Consider the following 18811-nt stretch of genomic DNA (forward strand, 5'->3'; position numbering starts at 1 on the left):
CATCCTCAATCTATCACAACCTTGGTTTCGCTCATTTCGCGCAGCGCGATGCGGACCCCTTCGCGGCCAAGGCCGGATTTGCGCACCCCGCCAAACGGCACATGTTCGACCCGGAAATCGGGACCTTCGTTGATCATGACGCCACCGACTTTGAGCTGACGCGAGGCCAGTTTGATCGCCTTATGATCATTGGTATAAACCCCGGCCTGAAGCCCAAATCCCGCCGCGTTCACTTCGCGGATCGCGCCCGAGAAATCGGTGAAGCTGCGGATGGAAATCACCGGACCAAAGGTCTCTTCGCTCATCAGTTTGGAGCGCGGATCAACGCCATTCATCACCACCGGATCAAAATGGGTGTGCTGACGTCGGCCTCCGGTCAACACATGCGCGCCTCCGGCCACGGCCGCCTCAATCCGAGCTTCGATTTCAATCGCAGAGGCGGCGTCAATCACCGGCCCCATGATGGTGGCGGGATCAGAGGGGTCGCCCATGCCGACATTGGCCACCAGCGCCAAAAGACGGTCGGTGAATTCGGCTTCAATCGCCTCATGCACATAGAGCTTTTTGACCGCAGCACAGCTTTGCCCAGCGATTTCATAGCGTTGCGCCACAGCGGTTTTCGCCGCCGCCTCAAGATCGCCATCGGGCAGGACAAACAGCGGATCGTTGCCGCCCAATTCCATCAAACACCGGACAAGGCCAGAGGCGTTTTTGAGCGCAAGGCCCGCGCCGGGGCCACCCGTGAAACTCAACAGGTCAATCGGGGCCTTGGCCAAGGCGGTCGCGGCCTCTGCGCCACCATGGACGATCTGAATCAGGTCTTTCGGTGCGCCCGCCTCGTCGCACAGGTCCATCAGTATCTGTGCCGCAAGCGGGGCTTTGGGTGAGGGTTTGGCGATCACTGCATTGCCTGCCGCGATCGCCGGGCCGAGTTTGTGACACAACAGGTTCACCGGGTAATTGAACGGTGTGATCGCGGCGACGACGCCGACCGGCTCATAGGTGATCACGGCCTGACGATCAGGGCCGCCTGCCACGATCCCGGTGTGCAAGACGTCGCCATCCAGAAACGTCGCCGCATCGCCCGACAGGCGCAGCGTGTTTTGGGCACGGCGGATCTCATTGCGCGCTTCGGTGATGGTTTTGCCCATTTCCTGCGACACCGTCTGCGCCAGGTTTTCCGCATCTTGTCCCATCAGATCGGCGATCCTGTTCAACAGGGCGCGGCGTTCATGCGGGGTGGAAAACCGAAAGGCGTCGGCGGCTTTCGTGGCGTTGGCGACGATTGTCTGGATCTCTTCGGCGCTGGTTTCATGCACCTTGCCGACGAGGCTGTTGTCATAGGGATTGCGCACTTCAAACTCTTGAAGGGCCGCGATGGAGGGAGATTGTACGTTCATCATTTGAGGTCCTGGTGAGAGGGGTCCGCGGTGAAATCGGGCGCATCAAGGATGTCGCGCACGCGGACGGGTTTGATGGGCCAGCGATTGCCGCGAAGATCGGCAAAGCTGGTGGTGTCGGGAGTGAGGGCTGCGACCCAATCGAGGCATTGACGGCCTTGACAGGGCCCCATGCCAAACCGTTCGGTGAGGCGCAGGGTGCGGGCCGTTGTTTGGGTTTGCTCTGAGGCTGTCTGAAGCGCCTGTTTCAGATCACCCAGACTGCGGTTTTCGCAGCGGCAGATGACGGTGTCGTCTGGCAATTCGGGAGCTGCAAGCGCGGGCGCACGGGCAAAGAGTTTGGCGAGCAGGGTTTGCGTTTTGATAAATCTCTGATCAGGCGCAATCGCCGCCCGACCTGGCGTCGCGTTCAAGGCGTGTAGGACCTGTTCAGCGGCACGTTTGCCATCTTCTTCGGCGGCCCAACGCCCCAGAACGGATCGGCAATCTCCGGCCTGAAATACGGGCGTTTGCCCCGTCATTTCGGCACTGATGCCAAAGTCATTGCGTGCCAACCCGTCATGCAAACCAATGTGGTCCACACTGATTTCGGCCCAGCGACCCTGACGGCTGGTGTGAGCGATCAACGCCCCGTTGCGCGTCTCAATCCGGGTCAAATCCGTCCCCGAAAGAATCGGAACGCCTGCAAGCAGAAGTTGCCCGATATAGCGCGTGGCTTCGGTCAAAACGCGGGCGGGCAAACGCAGAGCCATCAGAGGGTGGCGCAGCGGGTTCCCGGTTTCGATCACCGCGACAGGCGGGCGATCTGCCGCCACCATTTGAGCTGCGATAGCATACAGCAGTGGGCCGGTGCCGGCCAAAAGAAGACGCCCCAAAGGCAATGTGCCTGTGGTTTTAAGCGCGATTTGCAGCGCCCCGGCACTGCTCACCCCGGCCAGGGTCCAACCGGGACGGGGCTGAATGCGTTCGCGCGCGCCGGTGGCGAAAATGACGGCGCGGGGTTTGAACATCATGCCAGCCTGCCCCGTCAGTAGGGCTGTGCCCGTCTGATCGAAGGCGGCGAAGGCGGTCGACAGGCGTAGATCAACACGCGGACGAACGCGGTCGAAATCCTGACGCAAGATGCGGGCTTCTCGGGTCAGTTTCGGCGTCAGATTTGGTTGGGCGCGCAAATTGGCATAAACGGCCCCGCCGATGCCCGGTGCATGGTCGACCAAAACGGGGTGAAGCCCCGCGTCGGACAATGTGATGGCGGCCCGCAACCCGGCGGGGCCAGCGCCGACAATAAGGGGGCGGGTGTCAATCATGGGCGCTCTCCGTCAGGCGGTGATCGGACAGGCTGCGCACGGATTGCTCCGCATCGCAGAGGGTCAGACAGGCTTCGGCCACACCGATGCCTTCGATTGACACCAGACAATTTTGGCACTGACCAATGCCGCAAAAAATCGCGGCGGGCAGCGCGGTTTGGCGCAGGCCAAACTCAGTGATCCCGGCCCGCGACAGTGCCGAAGCGATTGTATCGCCGGGGAGAAAGGCAATTGGAGTGCCATTCCAAAGGATGGTTTGGACGCTCATGCTGGGATCGCCTCTTGTGATGAAAAACGTCCGGGGGTGAGGGCGGCAAGATCGGGGCTGGATTGCCCGGTTGCGAGGTGTGCGGCGATCTCGCGACCGATCAGGGCGGACAGGCAAATCCCATCGCCTTCAAATCCGGTGGCGCAGATCACATTCGGCTCTTCCGGCAGAGCACCGACAATCGGCAAACCATCGAGAGACGCGCTGCGCACGCCCGCAAAGACCCGAATGATCCGGCGCTCAGCCAGCCGTGGCAGACAGCCGACAGCGCTGTGCAGCAGGCGGCGCACGATGGCGATGTCTGTTTGCCGCTCCGTCCCATGATCTTCGCGGGTTGAGCCGATCAACACCTGCCCTGTGCGCAGGGGGTCGATGACGACGGGGAGACCGGCGTCACCGCGCCCGTTTGCCGTTTTATCAAGGAGATACGCGGCAGAGGTCAGCGGGCCGGGCAGGTTGGGTTCAGATGCGGGGCCTCTGTCAGAGACAATCAACTGACCGGAGCGCGCGATCATCGGCACGTTTGGGAGGAGTCCCATGGTGCCAATGCCGGAGGCGATCACGAGCTGTGCGCAATTCATCTCACCCGCCGAGGTGAAAACCCGCACACCCTCGGGACCCGGCTCATAGGCTTCCAGGCTGCGCGGCCAAAAGAGATCGCATTTGGCGGCGCTCAGATAGGCATGGGTGGCTTGATAGCCGAGCATATGCGCCTCACCTTGCAGTTCGATCACCCGCGTGATGTCTTTGCCAAGGCCAGAAATGGCCGAGGTTTGCGCGGCCCCATCTTGGTGGATGGAGACGGAGAGGGACTGGTCGTGCAGCATGCGCGTCAGACGATCAAGTGCTGCGCTTTCGGGGGCGGAACGGGCAAAGATAAACGTTGGCCGAGGGTGAAAAATGCCTTTTAAAATGCCGTTGTGTTGTGCCATCTCTCGCGCATAGCAAAGCGAGGCGTCGGCAAGGTTGGCCATGAGGCCTGGGCGTTTGGACGCGACCGAGACGGCCCCATCCGACGCGCCTGAGGCCGCGGCCGCCGGGCCCTTGGCGTCGATGACGGCGACGCGGAGACCCCGTTGGGTCGCGTGCCATGCCACGGAGGCGCCGATAATGCCGGCTCCGGCAATCACGAGGTCATATGAGTCTGTCGGCTGCACCAAGGTTGCTCCAATTTGGTTTGATCCAAGGTTGGGCAATTCCGGGTCTGATTTCGATGCAAATATATGCGGTTAAGATACAAAAAAAGTTGGAACAATTCTGTGTGCGCCCGATAAAGATCTGTGACATGTAAATTATTTTGTATATTTGCAGGATGATCTTGTATTGCCTGACGCCCCGATAACGGGTGCTTTGTAGCAAGGAAGCACGGGAACGCCGTTTTCTCAAAACGAAGTGGCAGCGCAAAAGCTGCCTTGTCCAACAAGGAGATCAGAATGAAGCTCAAGGCTTTTATTGGTGGCACGCTTGCAGCACTTGCCACGGCTGTGTCGATTGGCTCGGCGCAGGCACAAGACAGTAAGATTGATGAGATCCGCGAGCGAGGTACGTTACGCATGGCGGGGATTCTCAGCGAAGACCCGTATTTTGCGAAAGACCCGCGCACCGGCGAATGGCGCGGCTTTGCCGTGTCTATGGCGCGTGATATTGCCGAAACGCTTGGTGTGGAGTTGGAAGTTGTTGAAAGCAGCTGGAGCAACTCGATCCTTGATGTGCAATCGGGCAAAGTGGACCTCGCCTTGGCGCTCACCGCTTTGCCGAAACGCGCGATGGCGATTTCATTCTCTGACCCGACCTATTACAACAGCTTCGTGATCATCTCCCCGAATGAGGCGCTTGCCGACAAGGGGTGGGCGGAGTTGAACGATCCGGCCTATACGATCGCGGTTGATCTTGGTTCTGCGCAGGACAATATCGCGCGTCAGTATCTTCCGAACGCAAATGTTCTTCGGTTCAAATCTCGTGATGAGGCGGTGATTGCGGTCACCACGGGCAAAGCGGACGCGATGATCAACACCGTGTTGAACTCTGTTGTCATGTCCAAAAAGAACCCGGCGCTTGGCACCGTTTATGTCCCCGAACCCACCCTGTCATCACCCTCTGTGATCGGTTTGAATTACGACACAGATGAAACGTGGAAAGCCTTTATTTCCGCCTGGGCCGATTACAATCGCCGTGTTGGCAACAACCAAACATGGATCGTCGAAAGCCTTGCCCCCTTTGATGTGACCCTGGACGATTTGCCTGAAGGGTTCGACATCGGCGGATAAGCCTGTCTTCACCACTCACTCTCGGCGCGCTTTTTGGCGCGTCGACCTTACCTATATTCGAGGACCTCCATGTATAACTGGGACTTCTACACGGTCTTTCAGTCCTTTGATCTCTTCTGGCACGGGCTGCTCACCACTTTCCTTTACACCATCGGCTCGATTGGCTTTGGCATCGTCATCGGACTTGTGACCGCCTTTGCCCGGCTGTCTAAATGGCGGCTGTTGCGCGGTGCGGCACGCACGTACCAAGAGGTGTTTCGCTGCACCCCTTTGCTCGTACAAATCATGTGGGCCTATTATGCTTTGCCGATGTTGCTGGGGATCAGCATACCGAACTGGATCGCAGGGCTGGCGACGCTCTCACTCTATGTCGGGTCGTTTTACGGTGAAATCTTTCGGGGTGGCATCAATGCAATCGACAAAGGTCAGCGCGAAGCGGCCATGGCGGTTGGCATGTCTGGCGGCCAAGCGATGCGCCACATCATCATGCCGCAAGCCGTCAAAAAGATGCTACCTGCGTTCATCAACCAGTCGGTTATTCAGGTCAAAAACACATCGCTCCTATACGCCATTTCCATCGCGGAACTGACCTATATGACTTACATCGTAAACAGCGAAACCTACCGCCCGCTCGAAAGCTATTCGATTGCCGCGATCATGTATTTCGCCATGCTTTTCCCGCTCACCCAATTCGCCGATTATTTCGAACGCCGTATGCGGCGCAGCGACTGAACCGCAAAAAGGACCCTGTTATGACCACGCCTTCTATTCTTTCTGTGCGCGCGTTGACAAAAAGCTATGGCGAGCTTGAGGTACTCAAAGGCATTGATCTGGACATCACGCCGGGTGAGGTGATTGCCATCATCGGCCCGTCTGGATCAGGCAAATCCACCTTCATCCGTTGTCTCAACATGATGGAAGTGCCTACCTCGGGATCGTTTAAATTTCGCGGCAGCCATGTGTTGCCAGAGTTTAAGGACAAGGCGGGAACGCTTGGAGCGGGCACATTGAGGCGCAAGGTTGGGATGTGTTTTCAACACTTTAACCTGTTTCCCCATTTGACCGTTTTGGACAATGTCACCAAGGGTCCAAGGGTAGTTTTAAAAGAGAGCCAAGTTGAGGCCGAAGCTCATGCGCGCGCGCTTTTGGCCAAGGTCGGTCTTGCCGATAAGGAAAACTATTATCCCAGCAAACTCTCCGGCGGGCAAAAACAGCGGGTGGCGATTGCGCGATCTCTGGCGATGCGCCCGGATGTGATGTTGTTTGACGAGGTGACCAGCGCGCTTGATCCCGAACTGGTGTCTGAGGTTTTGCAAGTGGTGCGGGATTTGGCCGAGGGCGGGATGACCATGGTGTTGGTCACGCATGAAATGGCCTTTGCCGCGGATGTCGCGGACCGGGTGATTTTTATCGACAATGGTGTGATTGCCGAACAAGGCCCGCCGCAGGAGGTGATGCACAGCCCACAATCCGAACGGCTTCAACAGTTTCTTCAGCGATTTCACGCATGACCCGCCCCATGCCGCCCGCTGAAACTTGCAAAATCGTCATCGTCGGCGGTGGGCGCTCCGGCACCGCCATCGCGCGGGTGTTTGGCGCGGATCGGGCCTTTTCGCCTCTTGTGCTGGATATCGACTATGACCGCGTGCGTCTTTTGCAGGCGGAGGGCCTGAATGCCGCACAGGTCAGCGGCACGGATTTAGACGGGATGGGGCGGGCTCTCAAGGGGGCGGCGGCGGTCATATGCGCTGCGCCGCCCTCCGTTGTGCCCAGCACCGCAAAAGCTGCGCGCGCGGCGGGTTGCGTGTATTTGGATCTGTGCGAAGACCCAAAAGCATTGCGCGAGGTGTTTGAGATCGCCGCAGGGGCGCAAACGCCCTTCGCGCCGGGCTGTGGTCTTGCGCCGGGGCTGATTTCACTCATGGTGGACGACCTTGTGGCTCGCAGCGGTCCCGAGGCAGAGATCACCGCCTATGTTGGTGTTTTGCCGGCCCAAAAAACCAATCGTCTCGGCTATGGCAATATGTGGGACATTGAGGCGTTGATTGCGGAATATACCCAGCCCTGCGCTGCGTTGGCGGACGGTAAGGTGGTCGGCTTGCCGCCACTCGACAATCTCGAAACCGTGACCATTTCCGGCGAGACCTTTGAAGCCTTTACCACTTCGGGCGCATTGGATGCTTTGGTCTCGCACTATGAGGGCCGTTTGAAGGGGTTGACGTTTAAGACGCTGCGCTATCATGGGCACCTCGATTACATCTCGTTTCTGCTCGATGATCTGGGCCTGTCAAAGCGGCTTTACCTTTTGCGCAACCTGCTTTTGACCGGGCTTGAACGGATCGAGGATGATCGGGTGATTGTGCATCTGACCTGCTGCGTTGGTGCGCAGGAACGGACACAAACGCGGCTGTTCTCACCGCCAACACTGTCGCGGCAGACGCCGACGTCCGCCCTTGCGCATATTTCGGCGCATCATGTCTGTTCGGTGGCGGACATCCTCATGCGTGGTCTTGCGCCGCGCAAGGGTCTGTTGCACCATGGCGATCTTTCACTTGAAATCCTTTCGAACTCTGCCTTTTCAAAGGCACTCTTCACCAACGCCTAGGGTCGCAAGGCTCTCACCGGGGAGCAAACCATGTCCGAGAAACCGCGTATTGCGCAGACTCAAAAAATCGACATTTCGCTTTTGCAGACCTTTCATTTGGTTGCAAAAATCGGGTCTTTTTCCGGCGCGGCGCGTGAACTCAATATTTCCTACCAATCCGCCGCCAATCATGTCCGACGGCTTGAGCAGCTTTATGGCACGCAATTGGTGAAGGCCGAAAAAGGCTCGCGCGAGATTGTTTTGACGGCTCCGGGGCGCGCTCTTCATGCTTCATTGGGGGCGGAACTTGACACGATTTTCGCGCGGCTGTCGCTTTTGCTGCGAAATGTCCATTCGGTGATGCGGTTTGGTGTCCCGCAGGCGCTGTTTCATGCGTTCTTTCCCGAAATTGTCAGGCAGGTGAAAGAAACCCATCCCGATATGGAGCTGAATTTTTTTGAGCGCGACACGGTTCTGTCGTCGATGATGGTCAACGGCGAATTGGACGCCTGCGTTTGTGAACGTTTCTTTGGCGATGCCAGTATTTCGCAGGTTCTTTTGGGGCAATACCGTCTCGCCTTGGTCTATCCGCAACATTGGGCGCGCGACTACGCCTCAAGCAATGACCTCGCCTCTTTGCAACAGGAGAATTTTATCACCTACGAGCCGGGCCAAACCCTGCGCTCGCGGGGGATTGATTTCCTCACCAAGAAACTGGGCAAAGCGCCACAAAACATGACCACCGTCTCGGGTTCGACCTCCGTCATGGAGCTTGTCAGGGCCGGGATCGGGTATGCCATTGTGCCCGAATGGGTTGCCGAAGCGGCGGGAGAGAAGGTCAAATGGATCATTCTCGACGAGATGCAGACCGTAAAGGTCTATTTTGCCACGCCGGTTTTCTTGTCCGAGGACCCGGTGCTTGTCTTTACACGAGAAATTTGCCGCAACGTGATGGGGTTTCGGGTCTGACACAGGAAAAGGCCTGCCGCTTTAACCCAACGCGCAGCCGCCATGGACATCCCTCATACCCCCACCTCACTGGGCGTTATTTATTCCTATTTTGCTGTGCGAGATACGCCTCAAACGCCGCCAAAGTGCCCTCGGAAACGTGGTGTTCGATCCCTTCGGCGTCAAGTTCGGCGGTGGTTTCAGGCACGCCCACGGCGATGAGCAAGGCCACAACGCTGCGATGTCGCGCCCGCACCCGATCCGCCAGGGCCGCGCCGTCGTCGGTTAAGAAAACGCCGCGATAGGGGCGAGACGTCGCCAAGCCTTCGCGTTTCAGCCGGGCGATGGCTTTGGTGGCCGTGGGTTGCGCCACGCCCATGCGCTCGGCAATATCGGCCACGCGGGCTTCGCCATGCTCAGCGATCAGATCGCCGATCATCTCGACATAGTCTTCCAGCAGGGCCACGGCCTGAACTTCGCGGGCGCGGGTGAACCGATCGGCCTGCGAGGCACTCTGCTGTTCTGGTGGAAGATTGGGCGAAAGCGATGGGGCCATAGCGCCTCTCCTGTTCTGTTGGGAATTCTGTATAGCCTAGGGATGACTTTTTCACCAGCGTTTAGATGGAGTGCCAAAGGCGCGCGGGCCTGTTGCAGAGGGCATCGCCATTCAGGTCAGCTTTACTGTTGCAATAAGTATAGCGAAGGCTATAAATCGGCGTGACATTTATTTGTAAGGCGCGTTCATGCCCTCTCTCACAGATCGCACAAAACAAGGCATTGCCTCTGTTCTCGCCGGGGACCGTGGCGGTTGGCGCGCGCGCCTGCTGTTCGCCGGGCCCGCCATTATCGCCTCGGTGGCCTATATGGACCCCGGCAATTACGCCACGAACATCCAAGCCGGTGCGGGCTATGGCTATACGCTGTTATGGGTTGTGCTTTTGGCCAATCTGATCGCGATGCTGTTTCAGGCGCTCTCAGCGCGGCTGGGCATCGTGACTGGCAAAAACCTGGCGGAACTGTCACGGGACAATTTCCCTCGCCCGGTGGTTTGGATCATGTGGGCGATCAGCGAAGTCGCCGCCATGGCGACCGATTTGGCCGAGTTTTTGGGCGGTGCCATCGGGCTTGCGCTGTTGTTTGACCTGCCGTTGATGGTCGGAATGATCATCACTGCCATCGTCACCTATGCGATCCTGATCTTTGAGGGCAGAGGCTTTCGCCCGATGGAATTGATCATTGGGGCGCTCGTAGCCGTCATTGGCCTGTGTTATTTGGCCGAAATCATCATCGCGCCAATTGATTGGAGCGGTGCGGCCATGGGGATGATCACGCCGGAATTGCCCGATGCGGCGGCGCTGACCATTGCGGTCGGCATCATCGGGGCCACTGTGATGCCTCACGCGATTTACCTGCATTCGGGTCTGACGCAATCGCGTGCCAATGTGCGCAACGCCGCCGAGCGGCGCAGGGTTTTGAAATTTTCCAACACCGAAGTGGTGGTCGCGCTTGCGGTGGCGGGCATGGTCAATATGGCGATGGTGATGATGGCGGCTTCCGCCTTTCACTTGGGTCATTCGGATGTGGCCGAAATTGAAACCGCCTATCATACGCTCACGCCGCTTTTGGGCGCGGCTGCGGCGGGTATGTTCTTGGCCTCTTTGATTGCCTCTGGCATTTCAAGTTCGGTCGTCGGCACCATGGCGGGTCAGATGATCATGCAGGGTTTTTTGCATTTTCGTGTGCCGATTTGGATTCGCCGTTTGGTGACCATGGTCCCGGCCTTTGCCGTCGTCGCCGCAGGCGTGAATGCCACCGACGCTTTGGTGATGTCGCAAGTCGTGCTCTCCATCGCCTTGCCCGTGCCAATGATCGCGCTGATCATTTTCGTGTCGCGCCGTGAGATCATGGGAGAATTTGTGATCCATCCGGGTCTGCGCATCTTGGCCGGAGTGGGGGCCGTTGCGGTGCTGGGGTTGAACTTCGTGCTGTTGGCAGAGTTTTTTGGCCTCAGCATGCCGTTTCTTGCGGGATAGCGCCGCGGGCAGTGTTTGCCAAAAAATTGATCGTTTGCCCGATTTTTCCCCGCCAAATCCCGATCCAAGGCGTTTTGCCCGTGAAGCTGCGGCGAAGCACTTATAGTCTGATAGGGATCGGGCATTCGGGCAAAGGGCGAACATATCATGGCGATTTACGCATCCATCCATCACGTCACCCATTATAAATATGATCGCAATGTCGAACTTGGCCCGCAAATCATCCGTCTGCGTCCCGCGCCGCATTCACGCACGCGGGTGATTTCGCATTCGCTCAAAGTTTCGCCCGCCAATCATTTCGTCAATCGCCAACAAGATCCCTATGGCAACTGGCAGACCCGCTTTGTCTTTCCCGAACCCGTGCGGGAATTCAAAATCGAGGTCGATCTTGTCGCTGATATGACCGTCTATAACCCGTTCGATTTCTTCATCGAAGAAGAGGCCGAAGAGTGGCCGTTTGAGTATCCGGCGGACCTCAGGGACGATCTTGTGATCTACCGCACCCCCGAACCCGAAGGCCCGCTTTTGGCGCAATTCATCGGCACGCTCGATCTCAAAAAGATGCGGACGGTGGATTTTCTGGTTGGGCTGAACGCCAAGATCGCCAATTTTGTGAATTACACCATTCGGATGGAAGCGGGGGTTCAGACGCCCGAAGAGACGCTTGAAAAACGCTCCGGCTCATGCCGCGATTCCAGTTGGTTGTTGGTGCAGGTGCTGCGCCATCTGGGCTTGGCCGCGCGCTTTGTGTCGGGCTATCTCATTCAGCTCAAACCCGATGTCGAGGCGCTCGATGGTCCTTCTGGCACGGATCATGATTTCACCGATCTTCATGCCTGGTGTGAGGTGTTTATCCCCGGCGCGGGCTGGATTGGGCTCGATCCGACCTCCGGGCTTTTGACCGGCGAAAGCCATATCCCGCTGGCCGCCACCCCGCATTATCGCAACGCCGCGCCGATTTCGGGCGGCTATACCTCAGTCGGCGCGCCTGAGGTCAGTTTTGATTTCCAAATGGAGGTCAAACGCGTCTCCGAACATCCGCGTATCACCAAGCCTTTCTCGGATGAGGCATGGGATCGGCTCAACGTGTTGGGCCATAAGGTGGATCAAGCCTTGGACGAGGGTGACGTGCGCCTGACCATGGGCGGCGAGCCGACCTTTGTGTCGATTGATGATTTTGAAAGCGCGGAATGGAACACCGAAGCCGTGGGCCCGCAAAAACGTGCCCTCGCCGACGAGCTGATCCGGCGGTTGCAAATGCGGTTCGCACCGGGGGGCTTTCTGCATTACGGCCAAGGCAAATGGTATCCGGGCGAAAGCCTGCCGCGTTGGACCTTTTCGCTTTATTGGCGGCGCGATGGCAAACCGGTTTGGAAAAACCCGGACTTGATTGCGAAAGAGGACGTGCCGACGCCCGCAGGGGCGCCAGAGGCCGGGGCATTTATGAAGAAATTCGCCGAAAACCTCGGCGTCGATCCGGTCAACGCCCAACCTGCCTATGAGGACCCGGCGGAATGGATTTTGAAAGAATCCCTGTTGCCGCCCAATGTGAACCCGGAAAACAGCAAGCTGAAAAACCCCGAAGATCGCGCCCGCTATGCGCGGGTGTTTGAGCGCGGGTTGACCGAACCCTCGGGCTATGTCCTGCCGATCCAGCGCTGGCAATCGAAAGCCGGGTCGAATTGGATTTCGGAACTGTGGCAAACCCGGCGCGGGCATTTGTTTTTGGTGCCGGGCGACAGCCCCGTGGGCTTTCGCCTGCCTTTGGGGGCGTTGCCGCATATTCCTCCTGCGAGTTTCCCCTATTCCTATCCCTCTGACCCGATGATGGATCACGGGCCTTTGCCGGATTTTCACGAAAAGCTGTCCGAACGGCGCAAGCGGGTGGAGGATGAAATCACCCGATTGGCCGCCGAAGAAGAGGCGCGTGCGGCACAGGAGGCCAAGGAAAAAGCCGATCTTTTGCCTGAGGAATCCGAGGGTCACAGCCAGCCCGTGAGCCAAGCCAAAGCGTCAGAGGCCGAACGTCAGGCGCTTATCGCACAGGGCATCGACCCATCCACCAGCGAAGTGCGCACCGCGATTGCGATTGAGCCACGCGACGGGCGGTTGTGCCTGTTCATGCCGCCCTGTGAGGCGCTCGAAGATTACCTTGAACTTTTGGCCGCTGCCGAAGACACCGCCGAAGAGCTTGGCCTGCCGATCCATGTCGAAGGTTATTCCCCGCCCGAAGACCCGCGTTTGAATGTGATCCGTGTCGCCCCCGATCCCGGCGTGATTGAGGTCAACATTCACCCGGCGCACAACTGGGACGACTGTGTTGCCACGACTGAGGCGATCTATGACGAGGCGCGGTTGTCGCGTCTGGGCGCGGATAAATTCATGATCGACGGGCGTCACACCGGCACGGGCGGCGGCAACCACGTTGTTGTGGGCGGGGCCACGCCTGCGGATTCGCCCTTCCTGCGTCGTCCGGATTTGCTCAAATCGCTGATCCTGATCTGGCAACGTCATCCGGCGCTGTCTTATCTGTTCTCTGGGTTGTTCATCGGCCCAACGTCGCAAGCGCCGCGTATTGATGAGGCGCGGCACGATACGCTCTATGAACTTGAAATCGCCCTGTCGCAGATCACGCCTCCCACCGAAGGGCCGGTGCCACCCGCGTGGTTGGTCGACCGTCTGTTGCGCAATATGTTGACCGATGTGACGGGCAACACCCACCGCGCCGAGATTTGTATCGACAAATTGTTCTCCCCCGATGGTCCCACCGGGCGGCTTGGTTTGGTCGAATTCCGTGGCTTTGAGATGCCACCGCATCCGCGCATGAGCCTTGCGCAACAGGTGTTGTTACGCGCCATCATTGCGCGTTGTTGGAACGCGCCTGTTGAGGGCAAGCCCGTGCGTTGGGGCACGGTGCTGCATGATCGGTTCATGTTGCCGCATTTCCTGTGGGAAGATCTTTTGTCGCTTCTGAATGATCTCAAATTGCACGGATTCGAGTTGGACCCGGAATGGTATGTCGCGCAGGCCGAGTTCCGCTTTCCGTTTTGTGGTCAGATCGAGGCCGAGGGCGTCCATCTTGAAATCCGTCAGGCGCTTGAGCCATGGCATGTGTTGGGCGAAACGGGAGCGATTGGGGGCACCGTGCGCTACACCGACAGTTCGGTCGAGCGGCTTCAGGTCAAAATGACCACGCTGCACCAGGATCGCTACCGCATCATGTGCAACCAACGCCCCGTCCCGATGGCGCGCACCGCGACGTCCGGCACCTCTGTCGGCGGCGTTCGGTTCAAAGCCTGGCAGCCGCCAGAGGCCCTGCATCCGGTCTTGCCGGTCAACGCGCCGCTGACCTTTGACATCTATGATGACTGGACGGGTCGGGCCCTTGGCGGATGTACCTATCACGTCGCCCATCCGGGCGGGCGCAGCTATGACACGTTCCCGGTCAATGGCAACGAGGCCGAAGCGCGGCGTCTGGCGCGGTTTGAACCTTACGGCCATGCGCCGGGCACATACACCCCCGTCACCGAGGTCCCGCATCCCGAATTTCCCTTGACGCTTGACCTCAGGCGGCCCATCGGTCTGCTTTAAGCCTTGTTTAGGGCGTTTCACGGTAGTCTACTCGATGAAACGCCGAAATCAGGCAAAGGCACCGTTTAGGACATCCGAGCGACATCATGCAGACCCCAACCCAGCCCACGGATGTTCCGTCGGATTTCTTTTCTGCGTATCTGCAACGGCCGGGCGTGGCCGATGAGTTGTTTGATGCCAAAGGCCAGATGCGCCCGGTGTGGCGGCGCTTTGTCGATCGCTTTGCCCGCCTGACCCCTGCCGAGATTGAAGCACGTTTTGAGCGTGGCGATCAATATCTGCGCGATGCGGGCGTGTTTTACCGCCAATATTCCAACGATCCCTTGGCCGAACGCGATTGGCCGCTCAGCCACATCCCGGTGATCTTGCACGAAGATGAATGGGCCACGATCTGTGCCGGGCTGACGCAACGCGCCGATCTTTTGGAACGGGTCATGGCCGATCTCTATGGTCCGGGCCGTTTGGTGGCGGACAATCACCTTCCGGCGGCCTTGATTGCGCGCTCGCCGCACTGGCTGCGCCCGATGGTGGGGGTGGAACCGCGTGGCGGGCATTACCTGCATTTCATCGCTTTCGAAATCGGGCGTTCGCCGGATGGCACATGGTTTGTTCTGGGTGACCGGACACAGGCCCCCTCTGGTGCGGGATTTGCGCTTGAAAACCGGATGGCGACGGGGCGGATTTTCCCCGAACGGTTTCCGCGCGCGCATATCCACAAACTGTCCGGCTTTTTCGGCACGTTTCGCAACGCGATGGAACGTTTGGCCTCGCCACAATGGGAACCGCATCGGGTCAGTGGCATTCTGACACCCGGCCCCTCCAACGACACCTATTACGAACACACCTATATCGCGCGCTATCTTGGGATGATGTTGCTTGAGGGCGAAGACATCGTGGTCGAAAACGCCCAAGCCATGGTGCGCACGATTGAGGGCTTGCAACCGCTTGGCATGTTGTGGCGTCGGATTGATGCGGCCTTTGCCGATCCGATTGAGTTCAATCCAACCTCGCATATCGGCACGCCGGGTCTTATGGAAGCCGTTCGGGCCGGGCACCTTGGCATGGCCAACGCGCTTGGCTCGGGTGTGCTTGAGATGCGGGCGATGATGGCGTTTTTGCCGCGCATGTCAAAGGTGCTCACCGGGCAAGCTTTGGCCCTGCCCAACATCGCAACATGGTGGTGTGGCGGGACGCGGGAGCGGGCCTATGTCCAAAAGAACGCACAAAACATGCTGATCAGCCCGGCGGATGCGGTGGATCTACCGTTTGATCTTGGGGCGACAACGGCGCTGGGCGGTGAATTCCGTGGCACTGCCATGGGGTCGATCTCCGATTGGCTTGAGCGCGAAGGCGACCGGCTTGTGGGTCAAGAGGCTGTGACGCTTTCGACCACGCCCGCATGGCAGGCGGATGGCGAAGGCAGTGGCCGGGTTGTGCCGCGTCCGATGACCGTGCGGGTCTTTGCCGCACGGACCCCAGAAGGCTGGCACTTCATGAAAGGCGGCTATGCCCGCATTGGCCGAAGCGAAGATGTCACCGCCCTTGCGATGCAACGTGGTGGGTCGGTGGCGGACGTCTGGGTGGTCTCTGATCGCCCCCTGCCGCACACAAAATCCGCCGTCCCGTCCGATGGTAATTTTCGCCGTGCCGCTCCCGGTATTCTCCCGGCGCGTGCCGCCGACAACCTGTTTTGGCTGGGGCGTTATGTGGAGCGCACCGAAGATGCGGCGCGTTTGATCCGGGCCTATCATTTGCGCCTCGCCGCCACCGACAATCGCAATGATCCGCGTTTGAAAGCGCTGCGCAGCTATATGGCAGGATACGGGTTTGATCTGTCCCAAACCGTGCCCGAGGCGTTGATTTCACGCATCAGTACGGCGCGCAATTGTGCCTTTAACGTGCGGGATCGGTTTTCGACTGATGGCATTTCGGCGCTGAGCGATTTGTTGAAAACCGCCACGCGGATGACGAAAACGGCCCAGCCCGGCGATGATTGCGCGCGGGCGATGTCGGTTTTGGTCCGCAAAATTGCCGGGATCACCGGGCTTGTGCATGAAAATATGTACCGATTTGCCGGTTGGCGGTTTTTGAGCATTGGGCGGGCTTTGGAACGCTCGGATGCGATGGCCTCGCTTTTGGCGCGGTTCACGGGCGAGGATGCGCCCGAAGGCGCGCTCGATTTGGCGGTTGAAGTGGGGGATTCGATCATCACCCATCAGCGCCGCTATCGGGTCGAAACCAGCCGCGACACCGTGGTGGATCTTTTGGCTTTGGACGCCGACAACCCGCGCGCGCTGTTGTTTTTGATCCGTGCCCTGCGCCAGCATGCCGAGGCTTTGCCCAACGCCCATCTGCATGGCCGCCCGTCCGACTTGTTGCGCACGATCCTGCCGCTTGAGACCGGGATTGCCTGTGCCATGCCGGTCGAGATGACGCCGGAGCGGCTTATGACCATTCGGGCAGAACTGGCGCGGATTTCCGATCTGATTTCCGCGACCTATTTGAGGTAAGCGATGCTGTATGACGTGAGCCTGACCATCGAATATAATTATGCCGCCACCTCGGATCGGGCGCGCAATTTGGTGCGGCTTTTGCCCTCCGATATTGCGGGCGTGCAACAGGTCCGGCAACGTCTGCTTCAGGTCACGCCCCGGCCCGATGAACGCCGCGATGGCGTTGATTTTTTTGGCAACGCAATGAGCATGGTGGCGTGGCACCATCCGATTGACGCCATGTCTCTCAATCTCACCGCCAAAGTGGAGCGGTTTGACACCATCGTGCCCCTTGATTTTTCGCCGCGTCTGGCGGAGTTCGCACGGGATCTGAGTGCGGTGCACGGGCTTGGCCCGGATGCCCCGCATCACTTTGCCTCGGCCTCGCCGCTGGTGTCGCCGTCGCCCGCGATGACGGCCTATGCCCGCGATCTTGTCGACCCGGACATGACTGCGATGCAGGGTGTCGAGGCGCTGGGCCGGGCGCTTCACCGCGATATGACGTTTGATCCCGAAGCGACCGACGTGAACACGCCGCCCGAAGAGGCCTTTGAAAACCGTCATGGCGTCTGTCAGGATTTCGCCCATGTGATGATCGCCGCCCTGCGCGGGATCGGCATTCCGGCGGGCTATGTCTCGGGGTTTTTGCGCACCTTCGCGCCCCCCGGACAACCGCGCCTTGAGGGGGCGGATGCGATGCATGCGTGGGTGCGGGCCTGGGTCGGTCAGGAGACCGGCTGGATCGAATTTGACCCGACCAATGACCAATTTGCCGGAACGGATTACATCACCGTGGGCTACGGGCGCGATTATGGCGATGTCGCGCCTGTGCGCGGCGTGATGCGGACCTCAGGCGGGCAAGAAAGCCGTCAGGCGGTGGATGTGATCCCGCTTGAGGGTGCCTAAAGCGTTCCGCCTTCCCCTGTCTCAGGTGAAAGGCGTGACGCTTTAAGCGCGGTCAATAATAGACGAAACTGCGCATCGACACCGAGGCGATGTCGATGGAGGAATTCATGAACATCACCTCATCTTTGGCGTCGGAGGCCCCGGCGATGGTCAGCGCCGGAAGGTAGTGATCCAGCGACGGATGCGCCAGTGTCAACAGGTTGCCAAGCCCCTCACGATCCGAAAGCGCGGCATGGTCGCGTGTCAAAAGGCGTTCGGCAAACATCCCGTCAAACTCCAATGCCCAGTCATAAGGCTTTGCGCCATATTTCATTGTGCGCAGGTTGTGAACGATGTTGCCGGAGCCAAGGATCAACACCCCGCGATGGCGCAGCGCGGCAAGCGCCTGACCAATCTCAAGGTGATGCGGCAGGTCCTTGGTCATATCAATCGACAGCTGAAACACCGGGACATCGGCCTCAGGGTAGAGCCATGTCAAAACCGACCACGCGCCGTGATCCAGGCCCCATGTGTCATCGCCCTCGGCGTGGTGGCTGGCGAGGAGGGAGACGACCTCTTTGGCCACATCGGGTGCGCCTTGGGCGGGGTAGTGTTGGGCAAACAATTCCTGTGGGAAGCCGTAAAAATCATGGATGGTCTTGGGCATCCGCGACACATCCACCAGAGTTGACCCCCGTGTCATCCAATGCGCCGACACCACCAAAATTGCCTGTGGGCGCGGCAAAGAAGACCCTAACTCGGCCCAACTGCGCGAATAGGCATTGTCTTCGATGGCGTTCATCGGGCTGCCGTGGCCCAAAAAGACGACGGGCATCCGATCCGAGGATGTGAGGCGGTCTTTCAGGTTTTGCAGGTCTTGTGCGAGGCTCATGGTGATGTCCTTTGCTGTGCGAATACTGTGCGAATACTGTGCGGGGGGCCTTTGCCCCAATGCTTGAGCCAAAGATGGTGCTTGATATAAAGGAATGAAATAGCGAATATATGGAATGACTAAGAACAAAATATTCCCAATGGC

15 protein-coding genes are annotated in these 18811 nt (G+C 58.9%); 9 read left to right on the forward strand and 6 right to left on the reverse strand.

Annotated features, from left to right (window positions below; all coding sequences use genetic code 11):
* Nucleotides 1-5: 5 nt before the first annotated feature.
* From BLT54_RS11650 to BLT54_RS11665, 4 genes are read right to left on the reverse strand one after another with little or no spacing between them, the layout of a single operon-like run.
* Nucleotides 6-1403 (reverse strand): aldehyde dehydrogenase family protein, encoded by a 1398-nt coding sequence (locus tag BLT54_RS11650; protein ID WP_245708002.1) that lies wholly within the window; start codon nt 1401-1403, stop codon nt 6-8.
* A complete protein-coding gene (locus tag BLT54_RS11655) occupies nt 1400-2707 on the reverse strand; it encodes an FAD-dependent oxidoreductase (protein WP_074645164.1) in 1308 nt (435 codons plus the stop codon). Before BLT54_RS11655 ends, BLT54_RS11650 begins: the two co-directional genes overlap by 4 nt.
* Nucleotides 2700-2975: a 2Fe-2S iron-sulfur cluster-binding protein gene (locus BLT54_RS11660; protein WP_074645165.1), complete on the reverse strand. Its 276-nt coding sequence runs from the start codon at nt 2973-2975 to the stop codon at nt 2700-2702. The genes BLT54_RS11655 and BLT54_RS11660 overlap by 8 nt, the downstream gene beginning before the upstream one ends.
* Nucleotides 2972-4132: an NAD(P)/FAD-dependent oxidoreductase gene (locus BLT54_RS11665; protein ID WP_176832874.1), complete on the reverse strand. Its 1161-nt coding sequence runs from the start codon at nt 4130-4132 to the stop codon at nt 2972-2974. The genes BLT54_RS11660 and BLT54_RS11665 overlap by 4 nt, the downstream gene beginning before the upstream one ends.
* A gap of 276 nt (nt 4133-4408) precedes the next feature.
* On the opposite strand from BLT54_RS11665, the gene BLT54_RS11670 reads away from it, so the two are divergent.
* The 5 genes from BLT54_RS11670 (at nt 4409) to BLT54_RS11690 (ending at nt 8795) form a co-directional block, all read left to right on the forward strand.
* Nucleotides 4409-5242: a transporter substrate-binding domain-containing protein gene (locus BLT54_RS11670; RefSeq protein ID WP_074645167.1), complete on the forward strand. Its 834-nt coding sequence runs from the start codon at nt 4409-4411 to the stop codon at nt 5240-5242.
* A gap of 69 nt (nt 5243-5311) precedes the next feature.
* Nucleotides 5312-5974, forward strand: coding sequence for an amino acid ABC transporter permease (locus BLT54_RS11675; RefSeq protein ID WP_009570048.1), 663 nt, complete (start codon nt 5312-5314; stop codon nt 5972-5974).
* 20 nt (nt 5975-5994) lie between these two features.
* Complete coding sequence (locus BLT54_RS11680; RefSeq protein ID WP_009570047.1) at nt 5995-6753, forward strand: amino acid ABC transporter ATP-binding protein; 759 nt, start codon at nt 5995-5997, stop codon at nt 6751-6753.
* Nucleotides 6750-7847 (forward strand): saccharopine dehydrogenase family protein, encoded by a 1098-nt coding sequence (locus BLT54_RS11685; RefSeq protein ID WP_083351794.1) that lies wholly within the window; start codon nt 6750-6752, stop codon nt 7845-7847. The genes BLT54_RS11680 and BLT54_RS11685 overlap by 4 nt, the downstream gene beginning before the upstream one ends.
* A 30-nt stretch (nt 7848-7877) precedes the next feature.
* The gene (locus BLT54_RS11690) at nt 7878-8795 is read left to right on the forward strand and encodes a LysR family transcriptional regulator (protein ID WP_009570045.1); all 918 of its coding nucleotides are present in this window, start codon (nt 7878-7880) and stop codon (nt 8793-8795) included.
* A gap of 76 nt (nt 8796-8871) precedes the next feature.
* Here the strand turns inward: BLT54_RS11690 and mntR are convergent, their stop codons facing one another.
* Nucleotides 8872-9330: a manganese-binding transcriptional regulator MntR gene (gene mntR / locus BLT54_RS11695; protein WP_074645170.1), complete on the reverse strand. Its 459-nt coding sequence runs from the start codon at nt 9328-9330 to the stop codon at nt 8872-8874.
* Nucleotides 9331-9517: 187 nt separating this feature from the next.
* On the opposite strand from mntR, the gene BLT54_RS11700 reads away from it, so the two are divergent.
* From BLT54_RS11700 to BLT54_RS11715, 4 genes are all read left to right on the forward strand, one after another.
* Entirely contained in the window at nt 9518-10807 is a 1290-nt protein-coding gene (locus BLT54_RS11700) for an Nramp family divalent metal transporter (protein WP_074645172.1), read from the forward strand.
* 147 nt (nt 10808-10954) lie between these two features.
* Nucleotides 10955-14398, forward strand: coding sequence for a transglutaminase family protein (locus BLT54_RS11705; protein ID WP_074645174.1), 3444 nt, complete (start codon nt 10955-10957; stop codon nt 14396-14398).
* 86 nt (nt 14399-14484) lie between these two features.
* Complete coding sequence (locus BLT54_RS11710; protein WP_074645176.1) at nt 14485-16908, forward strand: circularly permuted type 2 ATP-grasp protein; 2424 nt, start codon at nt 14485-14487, stop codon at nt 16906-16908.
* Nucleotides 16909-16911: 3 nt separating this feature from the next.
* Nucleotides 16912-17796: a transglutaminase family protein gene (locus tag BLT54_RS11715; protein ID WP_074645177.1), complete on the forward strand. Its 885-nt coding sequence runs from the start codon at nt 16912-16914 to the stop codon at nt 17794-17796.
* Between the two features lie 52 nt (nt 17797-17848).
* Here BLT54_RS11715 and ygiD read toward each other — a convergent pair whose 3' ends face one another.
* Nucleotides 17849-18667 (reverse strand): 4,5-DOPA-extradiol-dioxygenase, encoded by an 819-nt coding sequence (gene ygiD / locus BLT54_RS11720; protein WP_074645179.1) that lies wholly within the window; start codon nt 18665-18667, stop codon nt 17849-17851.
* Nucleotides 18668-18811: the final 144 nt, after the last annotated feature.

Origin of the sequence: Celeribacter baekdonensis, from assembly GCF_900102315.1 — a bacterium.
In the GTDB taxonomy this organism is placed as follows: Bacteria; Pseudomonadota; Alphaproteobacteria; order Rhodobacterales; family Rhodobacteraceae; genus Celeribacter; species Celeribacter baekdonensis.

Coding starts and splice junctions, on each gene's coding strand:
- BLT54_RS11650 (WP_245708002.1), bottom strand. CDS start 1,403: ATGATGAACGTACAATCTCCCTCCATCGCGGCCCTTCAAGAGTTTGAA.
- BLT54_RS11655 (WP_074645164.1), bottom strand. CDS start 2,707: ATGATTGACACCCGCCCCCTTATTGTCGGCGCTGGCCCCGCCGGGTTG.
- BLT54_RS11660 (WP_074645165.1), bottom strand. CDS start 2,975: ATGAGCGTCCAAACCATCCTTTGGAATGGCACTCCAATTGCCTTTCTC.
- BLT54_RS11670 (WP_074645167.1), top strand. CDS start 4,409: ATGAAGCTCAAGGCTTTTATTGGTGGCACGCTTGCAGCACTTGCCACG.
- BLT54_RS11675 (WP_009570048.1), top strand. CDS start 5,312: ATGTATAACTGGGACTTCTACACGGTCTTTCAGTCCTTTGATCTCTTC.
- BLT54_RS11680 (WP_009570047.1), top strand. CDS start 5,995: ATGACCACGCCTTCTATTCTTTCTGTGCGCGCGTTGACAAAAAGCTAT.
- BLT54_RS11685 (WP_083351794.1), top strand. CDS start 6,750: ATGACCCGCCCCATGCCGCCCGCTGAAACTTGCAAAATCGTCATCGTC.
- BLT54_RS11690 (WP_009570045.1), top strand. CDS start 7,878: ATGTCCGAGAAACCGCGTATTGCGCAGACTCAAAAAATCGACATTTCG.
- mntR (WP_074645170.1), bottom strand. CDS start 9,330: ATGGCCCCATCGCTTTCGCCCAATCTTCCACCAGAACAGCAGAGTGCC.
- BLT54_RS11700 (WP_074645172.1), top strand. CDS start 9,518: ATGCCCTCTCTCACAGATCGCACAAAACAAGGCATTGCCTCTGTTCTC.
- BLT54_RS11705 (WP_074645174.1), top strand. CDS start 10,955: ATGGCGATTTACGCATCCATCCATCACGTCACCCATTATAAATATGAT.
- BLT54_RS11710 (WP_074645176.1), top strand. CDS start 14,485: ATGCAGACCCCAACCCAGCCCACGGATGTTCCGTCGGATTTCTTTTCT.
- BLT54_RS11715 (WP_074645177.1), top strand. CDS start 16,912: ATGCTGTATGACGTGAGCCTGACCATCGAATATAATTATGCCGCCACC.
- ygiD (WP_074645179.1), bottom strand. CDS start 18,667: ATGAGCCTCGCACAAGACCTGCAAAACCTGAAAGACCGCCTCACATCC.